This window comes from Streptomyces sp. NPDC045899 (assembly GCF_056431485.1).
This window is the reverse complement of sequence record NZ_JBWKKP010000012.1, coordinates 46217-60073: the sequence shown is the minus strand read 5'-3', so window position 1 is coordinate 60073 and position 13857 is coordinate 46217. Positions and strand designations below refer to the sequence as shown.

General features: G+C 69.7%; 14 protein-coding genes and 5 pseudogenes. 7 read left to right on the top strand and 12 right to left on the bottom strand.

Annotation, left to right across the window (positions count from 1 at the left end; translation table 11 throughout):
• Positions 1 to 74: 74 nt before the first annotated feature.
• Positions 75 to 960: pseudogene (locus AC07FT_RS19360) on the top strand (alcohol dehydrogenase catalytic domain-containing protein).
• A gap of 12 nt (positions 961 to 972) precedes the next feature.
• Here the strand turns inward: AC07FT_RS19360 and AC07FT_RS19355 are convergent.
• Both AC07FT_RS19355 and AC07FT_RS19350 read right to left on the bottom strand, forming a co-directional pair.
• Positions 973 to 1542, bottom strand: coding sequence for a GAF domain-containing protein (locus AC07FT_RS19355; protein WP_479177273.1), 570 nt, complete (start codon positions 1540 to 1542; stop codon positions 973 to 975).
• A gap of 146 nt (positions 1543 to 1688) precedes the next feature.
• Complete coding sequence (locus tag AC07FT_RS19350) at positions 1689 to 2801, bottom strand: NAD-dependent epimerase/dehydratase family protein (RefSeq protein WP_479177272.1); 1113 nt, start codon at positions 2799 to 2801, stop codon at positions 1689 to 1691.
• A gap of 134 nt (positions 2802 to 2935) precedes the next feature.
• Here AC07FT_RS19350 and AC07FT_RS19345 point away from each other — a divergent pair.
• Positions 2936 to 4585, top strand: a pseudogene (locus tag AC07FT_RS19345) (CocE/NonD family hydrolase); the annotation flags it as partial.
• 127 nt (positions 4586 to 4712) lie between these two features.
• On the opposite strand, the gene AC07FT_RS19340 reads toward AC07FT_RS19345, so the two are convergent.
• Positions 4713 to 4925, bottom strand: coding sequence for a hypothetical protein (locus AC07FT_RS19340; protein WP_479177271.1), 213 nt, complete (start codon positions 4923 to 4925; stop codon positions 4713 to 4715).
• Between the two features lie 252 nt (positions 4926 to 5177).
• On the opposite strand from AC07FT_RS19340, the pseudogene AC07FT_RS19335 reads away from it, so the two are divergent.
• Positions 5178 to 5681, top strand: a pseudogene (locus AC07FT_RS19335) (DUF5709 domain-containing protein).
• Positions 5682 to 5873: 192 nt separating this feature from the next.
• Here AC07FT_RS19335 and AC07FT_RS19330 read toward each other — a convergent pair.
• From AC07FT_RS19330 to AC07FT_RS19320, 3 genes are all read right to left on the bottom strand, one after another.
• Complete coding sequence (locus AC07FT_RS19330; protein WP_479177455.1) at positions 5874 to 6002, bottom strand: hypothetical protein; 129 nt, start codon at positions 6000 to 6002, stop codon at positions 5874 to 5876.
• 63 nt (positions 6003 to 6065) lie between these two features.
• Positions 6066 to 6398, bottom strand: coding sequence for a DUF3140 domain-containing protein (locus tag AC07FT_RS19325; protein WP_479177270.1), 333 nt, complete (start codon positions 6396 to 6398; stop codon positions 6066 to 6068).
• Between the two features lie 6 nt (positions 6399 to 6404).
• The gene (locus AC07FT_RS19320) at positions 6405 to 6632 is read right to left on the bottom strand and encodes a hypervirulence associated TUDOR domain-containing protein (protein WP_479177269.1); all 228 of its coding nucleotides are present in this window, start codon (positions 6630 to 6632) and stop codon (positions 6405 to 6407) included.
• A gap of 186 nt (positions 6633 to 6818) precedes the next feature.
• Here AC07FT_RS19320 and AC07FT_RS19315 point away from each other — a divergent pair, with 186 nt between their 5' ends.
• Both AC07FT_RS19315 and AC07FT_RS19310 read left to right on the top strand, forming a co-directional pair.
• Complete coding sequence (locus AC07FT_RS19315; RefSeq protein WP_479177268.1) at positions 6819 to 7325, top strand: SRPBCC family protein; 507 nt, start codon at positions 6819 to 6821, stop codon at positions 7323 to 7325.
• A 107-nt stretch (positions 7326 to 7432) separates the two neighbouring features.
• Positions 7433 to 7719: pseudogene (locus AC07FT_RS19310) on the top strand (SDR family NAD(P)-dependent oxidoreductase); the annotation flags it as partial.
• Positions 7720 to 7760: 41 nt separating this feature from the next.
• Here AC07FT_RS19310 and AC07FT_RS19305 read toward each other — a convergent pair.
• Complete coding sequence (locus AC07FT_RS19305) at positions 7761 to 8195, bottom strand: DUF2267 domain-containing protein (RefSeq protein WP_479177437.1); 435 nt, start codon at positions 8193 to 8195, stop codon at positions 7761 to 7763.
• 256 nt (positions 8196 to 8451) lie between these two features.
• Positions 8452 to 8886 (bottom strand): Hsp20/alpha crystallin family protein, encoded by a 435-nt coding sequence (locus tag AC07FT_RS19300; protein WP_479177267.1) that lies wholly within the window; start codon positions 8884 to 8886, stop codon positions 8452 to 8454.
• A 128-nt stretch (positions 8887 to 9014) separates the two neighbouring features.
• On the opposite strand from AC07FT_RS19300, the gene AC07FT_RS19295 reads away from it, so the two are divergent.
• Positions 9015 to 9689: a type III effector protein gene (locus tag AC07FT_RS19295; RefSeq protein WP_479177265.1), complete on the top strand. Its 675-nt coding sequence runs from the start codon at positions 9015 to 9017 to the stop codon at positions 9687 to 9689.
• 15 nt (positions 9690 to 9704) lie between these two features.
• Here AC07FT_RS19295 and AC07FT_RS19290 read toward each other — a convergent pair whose 3' ends face one another.
• Together AC07FT_RS19290 and AC07FT_RS19285 are read right to left on the bottom strand one after the other, a co-directional pair.
• Positions 9705 to 10256, bottom strand: coding sequence for a DUF6328 family protein (locus tag AC07FT_RS19290; protein ID WP_479177264.1), 552 nt, complete (start codon positions 10254 to 10256; stop codon positions 9705 to 9707).
• 133 nt (positions 10257 to 10389) lie between these two features.
• The gene (locus AC07FT_RS19285; protein WP_479177263.1) at positions 10390 to 11070 is read right to left on the bottom strand and encodes an MOSC domain-containing protein; all 681 of its coding nucleotides are present in this window, start codon (positions 11068 to 11070) and stop codon (positions 10390 to 10392) included.
• Between the two features lie 333 nt (positions 11071 to 11403).
• On the opposite strand from AC07FT_RS19285, the pseudogene AC07FT_RS19280 reads away from it, so the two are divergent.
• Positions 11404 to 12666: pseudogene (locus AC07FT_RS19280) on the top strand (aminotransferase class I/II-fold pyridoxal phosphate-dependent enzyme).
• 64 nt (positions 12667 to 12730) lie between these two features.
• Here AC07FT_RS19280 and AC07FT_RS19275 read toward each other — a convergent pair.
• Complete coding sequence (locus tag AC07FT_RS19275; protein WP_479177262.1) at positions 12731 to 13228, bottom strand: DUF6328 family protein; 498 nt, start codon at positions 13226 to 13228, stop codon at positions 12731 to 12733.
• A 79-nt stretch (positions 13229 to 13307) separates the two neighbouring features.
• The gene (locus AC07FT_RS19270; RefSeq protein WP_479177261.1) at positions 13308 to 13634 is read right to left on the bottom strand and encodes a plasmid stabilization protein; all 327 of its coding nucleotides are present in this window, start codon (positions 13632 to 13634) and stop codon (positions 13308 to 13310) included.
• Between the last annotated feature and the right edge of the window lie 223 nt (positions 13635 to 13857).

Genomic DNA, 13857 nt, shown 5'->3' with positions numbered 1-13857 from the left:
TCGGCTGGACGGGCACCCGACGCACACCGATGGAACGACACGAGAGAACCGAGCGCGGCGAATGAAGAGCTCTGATGAAAGCTCTGACCTGGCATGGCAAGGCCGACGTGCGAGTCGACACCGTTCCCGACCCAGCGATCAACGAACCGACCGATGCGATCGTCAAAGTGACGAGCACCGGGTTGTGCGGCTCCGATCTGCATCTCTACGAAGTCCTCGGTCCCTTCCTCGACCAGGGCGACATCCTCGGCCATGAACCGATGGGTATCGTCGAAGAGGTCGGCCCAGCGGTGACCGCCGTGCGCCCGGGTGACAGGGTCGTGGTGCCTTTCAACGTCTCCTGCGGCACGTGCTTCATGTGCGGCCAGGGTCTGCAGTCGCGGTGCGAGACGACGCAGGTGCACGCCCACGGCACTGGCGCGTCCCTGTTCGGCTACACCAAGCTCTACGGTCACGTGCCCGGCGAGCAAGCCGAATATCTACGGGTGCCGTTCGGGAACACCCTCCCCATCAAGGTCCCCGACGGGCCACCGGACGACCGCTTCGTCTACCTCTCCGACGTCCTGCCGACAGCCTGGCAGGCCGTCGAGTACGCCGCCGTACCACCGGACGGCAGCCTCGCCGTCCTGGGGCTGGGACTCATTGGGGACGCACCCGCATCGCCGCCCACCGCGGTGTGGAGACGGTGATCGGCGTCGACCTGGTACCGGAACGCCTGGAGCGAGTACGCGGGCGCGGTGTCCACACCCTCGACCTGTTCGACAAGCAGATCAACCTACGCATGGGCCAGGCCAGCGTATGGCGCTGGGTCGAGGACCTCCTGCCCCTGGTCACCGACGGCGACCCGCTCGGCGTCGAGGACTTCGCCACCCACCGGCTCCCCCTGGCCAAGGCACCGGATGCGTACGAGATGTTCCAGAAGAACACGACGGCGTCGTGAAAGTACTGTTCACGCCCTGAGAAACGCCGGTGTCACGGCAGGCTGCCCCGTTCGCAGATCTGACGCGCGACCTCACGGAGCTCGATCACCTGGCGGGTGGTAATGGCCTGTTCCATCTGGGCCTGGGTGCGTGCTGCGGAGAAAGCGACGGCCGCGTGGGAGGCCAGCAGCCACCCGGCCATCTCACTGACCCCGGTGAACGCGCCGGGCTCACGGGAGTAGAGGTTCAAAGCCCCCAGGTCCTCCTCCTCGGGGAAGAGCAGAAAACCCATCATGCTGCCCACGCCCAGCAAACGGGCCTGCGGAGCGTAGTGGGGCCATCGCAATTGTTCCCCTGTGAGGTCGGGAATGTGGAACACTCGCTCTCCCAGCGAGCTGCGAGCCGCGTCGAAGCACGGCCCCTCCCCCAGCCGCTCCTGAAGCTGGTCGCTGTCGATGACCAGTTGATGGGTGGGGGCGAGTGACTCCACCCTTATGCCCTCCAGCACAAGAATGCCGGCCGCGTCACAGCCCTCCACCAGTTCGGTGGCCGAGGCAGTGATCCGGGCGAGGGTGCCACTCACCGAGTCCTGGGCCAGCAGGTCCCGCGCAATCGACGCCATCTGCTGCGCGAACCGACCCCAGTCCAAAACGTCCTCCCGCCGTCTCGGCGTGCGTGAACGTGCCTCGCCCCCGGCTTCGCACGCGAGGCCCGCTCCGCTCAGCCCCATCGGCCGATGGACCGTCTGACTCCAGTCGGCAGGCGGCTCTAGGGTCGTTCTCCCACTCCGGTCGCCACCTCACGAGCGCGGCCCGCGAGTGAGTCGGCGTCCAGCGGTGCGGTGGCGCCACCCGCACCCTGCCGCAGCCCGCACAGAAACTCCTCCACCGCCTCGGTGGCCGTGCACCGGGGTTCCCAGCCCAGCTCCTGGCGGGCGCGCGAGGTGTCCATCAGCGGGACCCTCAGCACCGCGTCGAAGAGTTCCACGGAGGCCGGTGCCAAATGCAGCTTCCAGGCACCCGCGACACCGGCGCGCAGCAGGACTCGGGGCACGCGAAGCACCCGCGCCCCAAATATCCTTGCCAGTGTCGCCGCGTCCACCGGTGGCTCTGCCGCGATGTTGAACGCGCCCCGTACGTCCTGGGTGACAGCGGCACGGTAGGCCGCGGCGGCGTCCTCGGTGTGCAGCACCTGGAAACGCAGACCGGGCACGTCCGGGACGACCGGCACCAGGCCCGGCCGCACCAGGCGGCCCGGCACCAGGGGCCCGCCGAAGAGCCTGCGCTGCTGGGAGGCGGACTGCCGCTGGAAGAGAAACGCAGGGCGCATCCGCGCCACGCGGAGGTCCGGATGCCGCTGTTCGAAGGCGTCGAGGAATCGCTCCAGATAGGCCTTCTCACGTGTGTACGCGGCCTCCGGCCAGCCATGGGTGGGCCAGGACTCGTCGACCGTGCGACCCTTCGGGCCCGGCGAGTACGCTCCCACCGAGGAGGCGTACACCAGAGCGGGAACGTTCGCGGCGGCCACCGCCTCGAAGACACGGACGCTGCCCAGCACATTGCTGCGCCATGTGGTGACGGGGTCGTGTGTGGGCTGGAACAGCCAGGCGAGGTGCACCACCACGTCCGCGCCGCGGAAGTGAGGCACGAGGTCCACCTCCGGGTCACCGAGGTCCACACCTCGCCATTCAGTCCTCTCCGGCGTCCAGTCCGGGACACGGCGCGCGAGTCCCAGGAGCGAGGAGACGGCCGTCTCCTCGCCGAGCGCCCGGACCACGGCGGAGCCCACATTGCCGGTGGCTCCCACCACGACCACCCGCAGACCGCGTGCCTTCGGATCCTTCCCCTTGTGTGCGTCGGTACGGCTCCCAGCAGCAGTCATCAGCCACCTCTCCCTGACGGCGAACGGGCGAGCGGGCCCCAGTGCCCGTGCTCGGCGTGGACGTCCCCGGCACCCGACTCCGCTCCCTCGTCGGCGGGTCCCGGGCTGCCGCCCCCTCCCAATGTGCCATCGGCGCCGCCCGGCAGCCACCGAGTCTGCGCTCCATCGTCATCGCCTCCTTCACCGACGACCGGTACGCCGATGACATGCACTACGTGGGGGGCGCGCTGCTGTCGGACAACCTGGCCGAGGCGGGCACCATGTACGCCTACGCCACCTGCCCACCGGACCCGGCGGTGGTCGGCGAGCGGTGGCACGAGATGTGGCACGAACGACTGGAGCACACCCGCCCGTGGGTGCTGGAGTGGCTGCGCCACCAGCGCCGCGACGACTATTGGCGGCACGCCTCGGTGTGCGGGGGCTACCGGGCCGTGCGCTGCCCGGTCCTCGCCTCCAGCGGCTGGGATGATGGATACTCCAATGCCGTCACACGCCTGCTGAGCCGCCTGGACGTGCCCCGGAAGGGGCTGATCGGTCCGTGGTCCCACAATTCCCCCACCTGGGCGAGCCTGGCCCCGGCATCGGGTACCTCCAGGAGGTCGTGCGCTGGTGGGACCGCTGGCTCAAGGGTGCCGACAACGGCGCGATGGACGGCCCCATGCTGCAGGCGTGGATGCAGGACAGTATGTCGCCCTCCACGTCGTACGAGGAGCGGCCAGGACGCTGGGTCGGCGAGCCCGACTGGCCCTCCCTCATGTCACACCGACCGCCCACCCGCTCACCCGGCACCGCATCGGTGCGCCCAAAGAGCCGTCGCCCAGCGAGGCGACGGGGCGCGAGCCGGAGGCGGCCGAGGCAGTGACCGTGCAATCTCCGCTGCCCGTTGGCCAGTTCGCCGGAAAGTGGGCCTCCTGCAACGCGCCCCCGGACCTGCCCTACGACCAGCGTGAGGAGGACGGTGGCTCACTGGTCTTCGACACCGACGACCTCACCGAGCCCGTGGAAATCCTCGGCTCGCCCTCCGTGGAGCTGGAGCTGTCGGTCAGCGAGCCGGTCGCCATGGTCGCCGCGCGGCTGTCCGACGTGGCGCCCGATGGGCGTCCACCCGCGTCACCTGAGGGCTGTTGAACCTCACCCACCGCGACGGCACCGGCGCGCCCGAACCCCTGGAACCCGGCCTCCGCTACCGGGCCACGGTGCACCTCAACGGCGTGGCTCAGGCTTTCCCCCGCGGGCATCGCATCCGGCTGTCGCTCTTCACGTCGTACTGGCCGCTCGCCTGGCCCCCGCCGCGGCCGGTCCTGCTGACCGAGTAGGAAGGTTCCAGCACCCTCACCCTGCCGCTTCGGGGGAACCACGAGCCCGATGAAGTGCCCCAGCGTCCGTTCGGCGAGCCCGACGGCTCGGCTTCTCTCACGACCACGCAGCTGACTCCCCCGGAGATGCGCTGGGACGTCAAACAGGACCTGGTCGGCTACCGCTCCGAGTTGGAGACCGTCAAGGACGCGGCCACGGTGCGCTACGTGGACATCGGCCTCGATGTCGGACGCCGCGCCTACGAGCGCTACACCGCCGTGGCGGACGACTTCACCTCGGTCAGTGGTGAGTCGAACTGGACCATGCACTTCCGAAGGGACACCTGGGACGTACGCGTGGTCACCCACCCCGTGCTGCGCTCCAGCGAAACCGAGTTCTTCGTCGACGCCACATTGGACGGCTACGAGAACGAGCGCCGCGTGTTCTCCCGGAACTGGAACGAGACGCTCCCCCGCGAACACCTGTGAGCCCGGGGGAACCTCCTGGCCGTGAACGGTGTAGCGGCGTCGGGTGCCATCCGGCGCCGTGCCCCCACCCACACGGGACCGGCGGCACGGCGCCCTGCCTCACGTGGTCTCTTGGGGGAGACCGACACTACGCCCGAGTGCGTCGTTCCTCCGAGGCCCGGTTGGCGCTCCTCGCCGTCTCGGCGGTCTCCTCCTGGGCTTCCGCGTTCGGCGTCAGGGCGTCCGCCGCGTCACCGTAGCCGCCCGCCTCCTCTCCTCCCGTCACATCCGTTTCGGCTTCGGCGGCCTCCTTCATGACCTCCTCGGCAGCGGTGCGCGTTCCCCTCTTGCCCTCACTCACCACAAGCTCCTCACCTCATTCAGGTCGGACGCCCCTGGGCTCGTTGCCCACGGAGCCCCGCGTCTCCCTTGTCCACCAGCGCGGGTGCCCCGCGCGACCAGCAGCCATGCCCGCCACGCCAACGGTTTCACCCGACACGGCCAACGTGGCAGGCTGACAGGGACGGCGCCATTTCACGCACGACCGAGCACCAGGCTGTTCCGGCGGGGCCGGGGACGGGCCTGATCAAGGCCTCAGAGTGGCGAGACGATCATGAGCGACGACAGCATGGCGGACGACGTCTACCAGCAGCCCCACGGCGGCAACGAGGAGCAGGAGGGCGCGGCGCCCCTGGACCTCGAGGACGCGCTGGACGAACGCGATAACGAGCCATCCTGGACGAGGCTTACTCGCCGCCGGAAAAGCCCCTGGGAGTGACCAAGGTGGGCACCACGGCCGCAGAGCAGGCCGACGGAGAAACCCTCGACCAACGCCTGGCCCACGAGGCCCCCGACGCCGGGAGCCTCGTGGGCGACGGTATCGGTGACCTGCCGGGCGGTGAGGGGGAGCCACTGGACCCGGAGGAGACGGGCGAGGAGCGGGGGGCGGCTGGTAGCTCCGGACGAGGGAGCCCGCGCGGACACGGAGGCGGAACTCCTGGCATCCGACGTCGGCGTTGACGGCAGTGCCGCAGGTGCCGAAGAAGCGGCTGTTCATGTCGTGGGCGAGGAGGCCCTCACCGAGGACCCGGGCGGGAGCACGGATGCACGGGCGTGATGCGGTCCGCCGCCTCCGACCTCGGACGTACCGCCGGGGCGGAGGTCGAAGCCCTGGTCGAGGCCGACGATGTGAGGATGCGCAGGAGGTTCGGTGGCACGGTGGTCAGAACGATGTCGGCTCCGGCGGCATGGGCGTGCCTGCGTGCGGCGAGGAGATCGGTGATGCACCACACGGTACCGCTTCGCCAGCTCAGGGCACCGTCAGCCGCCACTTGTTCTGATCACACCCAAAGCCATGCGCCAGCACCACCGCGGGCGCGTCCGCCGGGCCGGTGACGGTCACGGTGTTCCTGCGGCGGATGTTCCTGACCGCCACCATCGCACCTGCTCCGACACCACCGGAAGGCAGGCGAACACCACGCCACCCAGCATGGCGGGAGCGTCATGTCAGAGGGTCGTGACCCCAGTTCATGCGCGAGTGCCTCCATCGAGTGTCCCGGACGTCACCGGAAGGGCGCTGGGCGAGATGCCGCCGCACGTAGCCGACCACCTTTCGCATGTGCTGGTAGTCGTCCTCCGAGAGCTCGCCCTTCTTGGTGCGCAGGATGTCCACGATGCGACGGCCGGACGCATGGCCGGTGGACTCATCGGCGCTGCCGTGCTGTCCGGCGCTCCGCGACTGTTCCGAGGACAGCCACGTCTCCAGTTCCGCCGGCGTCATGTTCACGAGTTCACGGAACGCTTCCCCGGTCTCTTTCCTCTCGCCGTCATCCACGCGGTATCACTTCTTCCTCAGCGCGGAAGGCTTGTGCACCGCGGACCTACCGGACTTCTCACTGCGGACTCTGTACTGCGGTTCCTCGGACGAGGCATCGACCGTTCGTCCCGCGTCGCCCGTACGCTCGGTGATCTTCTCCTCCACCTCGCCCTCGGCCTGGGACCCGTGGCTGCTCCAGGCGACCTTGTCACCCTTCTTCAGCTTCTTGCTCCCTCGACGGCTCTTCGCCATGGCGTCCTCCCTCGCTCTGCACCGGGGACAGTCCGGCAGCCCCCTTCCAGGGTGAAGGCCTTCCACCCACTACGCAGACTGTGATCCCGCAGGCGCAGGAGACGTCCGCGGGCCGCTTGGACCGTCGGAGCGGGGGCACTCAATGAGGGCAGTCCGGCAGCCGCTCCCAGTAGCAGGGAGGCGTACGTGGCCGTTCGTCACCGTCTGATCAAAGCTAGCCCCAGCGAGGTTTGGGCCGTTCTGGCCGACGGCGAGAAGTACCCGCACTGGGTGGTGGGACCCTCCTCGGTCGAGCCACTGGGCGGGCAGTGGCCGCGCACCGGCTCCGCGATCCGCTATCGGATCCCGCTCGGCCCCCTGCGGCTCTCCAACGAGACGGTCGTCCGTCGGTGCGAGGAGGGCACCGGGCTGGAGCTGGAGGCCCACGCCGGCCCTCTCGGCACGGCGCGCATCTCGATCGAGCTGCGCCCGTGGGGTGAGCACTGCCTGGTGATCGTCGATGAGCATCCGCTCCAGGGCACGGGCGGCCGGATGCACAATGCCGGCGTGGAATTGCTGATCCAGGTGCGCCACCGGGCGATGCTCGGCCGTCTTGCACGGTTGTGCGAGGAGCGCGCACGCGCCGCTCACCGCGATCGCGCGCATGAGACCTCCGCGGCCGTATCAGGCAGAGGAGGGACGGACCGTGCCTGATGCGTGGTGGACGCGGCAGGGCGGGGTACCTCCTGGGCGGCCCGCCACGAAGCCGCGACAGCCCGTTCCAGGTGGCTAGTCGCCGACGAGCAAAGGGATGCTGGTCGATGCACCGCAATCCCCTCGACAATCGGACCGTGGTGGTGACCGGAGCCGCCCGCGGCATCGGCGCGGCACTCGCACGCGAGACCGCCCGGCGCGGTGCCCGGGTGACCCTGCTCGGCCATGAGAAGCCAGCCCTGGAAGCGGTCGCGGTTTCCCTGCCCCATGCCGGGCTGGCTCTGGAGGTGGACATCACCGATCTGGCCGCGCTGGTCGCGGCGGCCCGCGAGGTCCGCAAGACCCTGGGGCCGCCTCCGCCATCATTGCGAACGCGGGCATCACCGAGGGCGGGCTCCTCTGCCCGGCCCCTGAGCGCAGCCGATGGAAGGGGCTTCAGGCCGCGCGTATCAACTCGATGCGACCGAACAGGAGGGCGTAGCCGGAGGGGAGCTGGGCGAGAATCCGGTCCACCAGGTCATCTCCCACGAGCTGCGTGATGACCTTGAGCACGGAACCGGTGTCCCAGCGAGCCGTGGCGGGTGTCCCCCCCACCCGGGTGGCGAGATCCTTGACGAAGCCCCACCCGGTGAGGGGCTCGTTGTCGGGGATCTGGGACGCGAACGTCCGGGCCGCCTCCACGGGCAGGCGGCTGGCGAGTTCCACCCGTTCATCGCCGGTGAGCTGCCGGCCCAGGCCGGTGAGCACGGCGCGGACCACCGTCTCGGCCCGTTCACGCGTGGGATAGGCCCCTTCGTAACGGACCGTCTCCAACATCTGGGTGAACGCCATTTCCGCCGTGATCGGAGTGGTCTCGGACTGGGCCGGCATGACTGGTCGGTTGCCTTTCTCGTCATGTTTGCTGGTCAGGGTGGCCAAGAGAGCCGGTCGGCCGGTGCGCGACACACGAACCGGCCGACCGTCCCATGAAGTGGGGGCGATCGTCACGTCGCCGACGCCATCCAGGGAAGCCTCACGGCTGGGGCGAGCGCGATCACGGAGGGCCGGGAGGACAGGAAGGGAGCATGGGCCCCTGCTCCCGCCGGTCCTCCGCTGACGACGGTGCGCGGTGAAGCAGCGGAAGGAGTCAGCCGCTGAGCTGCTTGCGTCCCGTGCCCTGGCCAATCGCGATCTTGCGTGGCTTGGCCCGTTCGGCGATCGGGATGCGCAGGGTCAGGACACCGGCCTCGTAGTCGGCCTGGATGCGCTCGGTGTCGAGGGTGTCCGCCAGCATGAGCTGGCGGGAGAAGACCCCCAAGGGGCGCTCGGACAGCTCCATGTGCACATCGTCGGCCTTGGTCACCGGCCGCCGCTCCGCCTTGACGGTGAGCATGTTCCGCTCGACATCGATGTCGATCGCATCGGCCGAGACACCCGGGAGGTCGAGGGCGATCACATAGTCGCCACCCTCCCGGTAGGCGTCCATCGGCATCGCGGAAGGCCTTGACCAGGTACCGGACGAACCCGTCAGCTGCTGGGTGAGCCGATCGAGCTCACGGAACGGGTCGGTGCGCATCAACATTGTGAAACACCTCCATGTGTTCGGGCAGTTACGCCAATGCGCTGCAACCTGTCTCTGTTGTAGCATGTCATCGGAGCGATGACAAGTAAAAATGTCGTCCATCGGATGACAACACGGGAGGTGCCCTCATGAACGGCTCGGAAGACCCCTGCGAGCCCGGACTCGCCCCTTCGTCCTTCGCTGCCGCCGCGGCTGGGCTGGACGCCATCAGCGAAGCCGTGCACACGGCCCAGAACGCCCCGCCGACCCCGTGGGGAGGCTCCGACCGGACCAGTTCGGAGCAGGCCCTCGACGCGCTGTTGCTCCTGCGGGAGCTCCGAGACCAGCTTGCGGGGTGGGAACCGTGGTTGATCGAGGCGGCCCGTGAAGCGGGAGCCAGCTGGGCCGCGCTGGCGGGCCCGCTGGGCGTGGCCAGCCGCCAGGCCGCCGAGCGGCGTTATCTGCGGGTGCGGCCCGGCACCCCCGGCGCCACCGGCGAACAGCGCGTCCAGGCCGCCCGGGACCGCCGCGCCGCCGACCGCACCGTCACCTCGTGGGCCCGTGGCAATGCGACCGATCTGCGGCAACTGGCCGGACGGATCACCTCCCTCGCCGATCTCCCCGATGAGGCCCGAGCGGACATCGCGCGGCTGGCGGACGCCCTCGCCCACGACGACGCCGCCCACCTCGTGGCCCCGCTCACCGAAGCCCACCAGCACCTCACATCGCAGCACGCCGACCTGGCCGACCGGGTCGACACCATGACCCGCCACACCGACCGGCTGCGGCAGGACAGCGTTGACCAGCGCCGCACCTCGGGCTGACCGGTCGGTTCAGGATCAGCCCAACCGCCGCCGGGACTTGCGGCGGAGTCTCAGCGGTATGACGTACCAGCAGATGACGAACCAGAGCATCACCAGCCCGACGATCACCTCGGCGACCACACTGTCGGTGACGACGTTCAGGATGAGGAGCAGTGTGCAGCCGATGGTGAGTGCCAGCAGCACCATTCCGCACACCATGAGCCGACCGGCGGCCTCGACGACCTCGTCCTTCATCCGCAGCCCGGAGAGAAAGCGGTGGATCGACACCGGAGCTATCAGGGCGGCGACCGCGGAGGCTCCCAGCGCCACGGTCACCACGTAGAGGATGCGGTGGAAGAGGCGCAGGTCCTCGAAGGCCGGAGTGAAGGCGAGGGAGAGCAGGAATCCGAAGAGGATCTGCACACCGGTCTGTGCGACCCGCGTCTCCTGGAGAATCTCGTTCCACCTCCGGTTGACGCGCTCGCGGGCGGTCTCCGGAGGCTCATGCACCTCGGACGACGGCGCGGTCGCATACGTGGAGCACGAGGGCGTGGGCACGTGCTCGGGGGACGGGTCGCTGATCGTCATATCTCCTCCGCAATCCAGAGAAGTAACGATTTCCCAGGCTGTCACCAGGCATGCCACACCCGACCGTCACGCATTCACAGCCCGTCAGCAGAAACGGGCACTCCACATCGTGTCCCGGCCGCCGTCACCCGCCTCATCCCTCGGGCGGCGTCCCGTACTTGTCCGTGTAGGAACGGGCGATCCCCAACTGCTCCCGTTCCATCCAGGGAGCCGCGTCCAGCACGCCGGGCAGCGACTTGCGGTCCGTGGTCACCGCCCGGAACAACCGGGAGACGTTCACGTCGTGGTCGGGCCTGCGGATGACGTCGATCGGGTCGCCGACGGTGAGCTCCCCCGGTTCGATGACGCGCAGCATGGCCCCGCAGGATGCCGACTGGGTGAAGCGCCGCAGCCAGCCCTTCTCCCCGAGCCATCCGGCGAAGGTGCGGCAGGGAATGCGGCCACCGGTCACTTCCAGCACGACGTGGGGCCCCACGCGCCAGCGCTCACCGACCAGCGCCTCGCGCAAGTCCACGCCGAGGGTGGTGAGATTCTCGCCGAAGGCACCGTTGCTCAGCGAACGGCCCAGTTCGTGCTCCCAGCCGTCCAGGTCCTCGCGGGCGAAGGCGTAGACCGCCCGGTCGTCGCCGCCGTGATACCGCAGATCGCACACCGCGTCCCCGGCCACTCCGCTCGCCCCGATCCCCGGGGGTCCCGGTGAGCACACCCTGACCGGCCCCTCGACCGGCCGCTTGTCGATGCCCGTCGTACCCGACGGCGCGTCGGTGTAGGCCATGGGCTTGGCCGATCCCACGTTCACACTGAGGATTTTCATGGCAGCTTCATTCGGTGGTCGGCCTCCGGAGAGAGGCGTGCGGTTGTCACGGTGAGTTCACCATTCCCCATCGTTGTGTCGAAATCCTATGTCGCACGAGCGGCGGCCACGCCCCGGGCGCGGTCGACCGGGTACCCACACGAGGCCCCTGGGACCGCCGGTCGGTGGGTCCTTCGGCCGGGGGCCGCTGAAGACCACGGGTTCCCTCGCTCGACCGGCCGCAAAACTCACCGGGAAGGGCGCGCCGCGCATCTCTCCGGGCGCCCTGCCTCCTCCGTGGCACGGTGGACGGCATGGCGGTTTCCGGCGGCTGGTGAGGGGCACTCGCGGCGGATGGATCACAAGGAGGCTCCCGTCCTGGAGGCCCTGGTCCGGTACCACGACCGCGGAGCCCTGCCGTTCACGCCACCCGGCCACAAGCAAGCCCGGGGCATCGGCCCCGCGGTCCGTGCCGTGCTTGGCGAGGAGGTCTTTGCTCTCCGTGGCCGGGCCGCACGAAACGCTCCTGGTGGGCCGGGACGCACATAAGTCGGTGGTGTCCGGGCTGATCCTCTCCGGTGTCCGGCCGGTCTGGGTGGAGCCGCAATGGGACACCGCCCGCCATATCGCGCATCCCCCGTCCGCCGACGCGTTCCAGCGGGCGTTCGCCGAGCATCCGGAGGCCCGGGGCGCGCTGGTGACCAGTCCGACCCCCTATGGCTCCTGCGCGGACCTGGCGGGGATCGCCGAGGTCTGCCACCGCGCGGGGCGGCCACTGATCGTGGACGAGGCGTGGGGCGCCCATCGGCCGTTCTGTTCCGAACTGCCCAGCTGGGCCATGGACGCCGGGGCCGACGTCTGCGTGACCAGCATCCACAAAATGGGCAGTGTCTGGAGCAGGGGTCGGTGTTCCACCTCCAGGGCGATCTGATCGACCCGGCGGTGCTGACCGCCCGCGCCGACCTGCTCGGGACCACGAGCCCCTCCGTGCTGCTCTTCGCGGGCATGGACGGCTGGCGCCGTCAGATGGCCCTAGGGGGCGAGGAGTTGATCGGCGGGGCGCTGCGCCGGGCGCACTCGGTCCGGGACCGGATCGACGCCATCGACGGACTGCGCGTGGACGGCCTCACGGACTACGTCGGTCCCGGCCTGGCCGCCGACTGGCTCCGGGAACACCATCACGTCGACGCCCACCTGGCCGACCACCGGCGGATCAGCACCCAGCTGACCCATGCGGACGACGACGCGACCACCGGCGCCCTGCTGTCGGCGTTGCACGACCTCGCCGACCACGCGCCGGACCTGCGTCCCGCACCGGTGGTGGTGACCGTGCCCGACCCGGCCGAGTTGCGGATGGAACAGACCTGTCTGCCGCGCGACGCGCACTTCGGCACCGTGGAGGACATACCGCTGGAACGTGCGGCAAGCCGGATCGCCGCCGAGATGATCTCCCCCTACCCGCCAGGCATCCCCGCCGTTCTCCCCCGCGAGTGCCTCAAACAGCCGGTCCCGGACTACCTTCGCACCGGCGTGGAGGCGGGGATGAACCTGCCCGACGCCACCGACCCCGAGCTGCGCACCGTACGCGTCCTGGTGGAAGGCGCCCACGCCGACTGAGCCTCGGCGGCGCCCGCCGGCGGCCCCAGCCACACGCTCCCCCGGCGGCGAGCGCTTCCCGGGCCTACCGGCGGTTCCTGTAGGAGCGGCGCCGCAGCCAGACGGCGGGGACGAACCAGCAGGTGGCGAACCACAGCAGAGTCACCACGACCAGCCAGAACGCGAGGTCGTCGGAGACGACGACGCGCAGGATCAGCAGCAGCGCCGATGTCACCGTGAAGAGCAGCAGCAGGAGCCCGGCCAAGGTGAAACGGGACGCCCAGAGCACGGTCTCCGGCTTCAGACGTCGCCCCGCGACGATCCTGTGCAGGGCGACCGGGGCGATCAGCGCGCCGGTGGCCGCCGCTCCCAGGAGGACGGTCACAACGTAGATGGCCCGGTCACCACCGCCCAGGTCCGTGAAGCGAGGTGTGAAGGCGACCGTGAGCAGGAACGCGAAGAGGATCTGCACACCCGTCTGGGTCACCCGCACCTCTTGCAGCAGCTCCGCCCACTTTCGATCCGCCCGCTCCTCCCGGGACTCCGTACGGCCGGTCGTGAGCGGATGGTCGTCGTCGTGCATCAGCGGCCCTCCTTCACCGGCCGCGCCTCCCTACCGCGGGCGGGCTGAGGCTCCCGGAGGGATGGTGTGGCGCCGTAGGTCAGCGGCCCAGGGCCTTCGCCAGCTGCTCCTTGTTCATATGTGAGCGGCCCTCGATGCCGCGTTGCCTCGCCTCGTTGTACAGCTGGTCACGGGTGGGGCCCTTCGCTCCGCTGTGTGACCGCTTCCCGCCCCGCTCCGGAGCGGACTTCGGGTCCTTGACGGAGCTCCTGCTGGCACTCTTGGCCTCGCCCGCGCGAGCCCGTTCCTTGTTCACGGTGCGGGCCGCGATCTCCTTGGCCCGGCCGGTGGAGGTACCGCGCTCCTCTTGGCCCTTCTTGATGTGCTCGTACTGTCGTTCCCGCTTGCGGCTGGATCCGGCAGGCATCGCTCAGCCTCCCTTTCACATTCGCGTGGCGCCTCGGGGCAGCCGGACCGACCGGTGAACGTGAGCGGTCCGAGGGCCGCCGCGGGGGCAGAAGGCTGCCTCCGATGGCGCACGGCTTCCGACGTCGTCTTCAACCTTAGGCCGGGTTCGCAGGAAGGGACCTCTTCAAACGTGCGGAGGTGGCACTGGGCGTCATCGGCCGCCGGGCTGCCCGGCGAGCAGA

Coding starts and splice junctions, on each gene's coding strand:
- AC07FT_RS19285 (WP_479177263.1), bottom strand. CDS start 11,070: ATGAAAATCCTCAGTGTGAACGTGGGATCGGCCAAGCCCATGGCCTAC.
- AC07FT_RS19295 (WP_479177265.1), top strand. CDS start 9,015: ATGAACGGCTCGGAAGACCCCTGCGAGCCCGGACTCGCCCCTTCGTCC.
- AC07FT_RS19300 (WP_479177267.1), bottom strand. CDS start 8,886: ATGTTGATGCGCACCGACCCGTTCCGTGAGCTCGATCGGCTCACCCAG.
- AC07FT_RS19320 (WP_479177269.1), bottom strand. CDS start 6,632: ATGGCGAAGAGCCGTCGAGGGAGCAAGAAGCTGAAGAAGGGTGACAAG.
- AC07FT_RS19305 (WP_479177437.1), bottom strand. CDS start 8,195: ATGCCGGCCCAGTCCGAGACCACTCCGATCACGGCGGAAATGGCGTTC.
- AC07FT_RS19350 (WP_479177272.1), bottom strand. CDS start 2,801: ATGACTGCTGCTGGGAGCCGTACCGACGCACACAAGGGGAAGGATCCG.
- AC07FT_RS19355 (WP_479177273.1), bottom strand. CDS start 1,542: ATGGCGTCGATTGCGCGGGACCTGCTGGCCCAGGACTCGGTGAGTGGC.
- AC07FT_RS19290 (WP_479177264.1), bottom strand. CDS start 10,256: ATGACGATCAGCGACCCGTCCCCCGAGCACGTGCCCACGCCCTCGTGC.
- AC07FT_RS19270 (WP_479177261.1), bottom strand. CDS start 13,634: ATGCCTGCCGGATCCAGCCGCAAGCGGGAACGACAGTACGAGCACATC.
- AC07FT_RS19330 (WP_479177455.1), bottom strand. CDS start 6,002: ATGGTGGCGGTCAGGAACATCCGCCGCAGGAACACCGTGACCGTCACC.
- AC07FT_RS19275 (WP_479177262.1), bottom strand. CDS start 13,228: ATGCACGACGACGACCATCCGCTCACGACCGGCCGTACGGAGTCCCGG.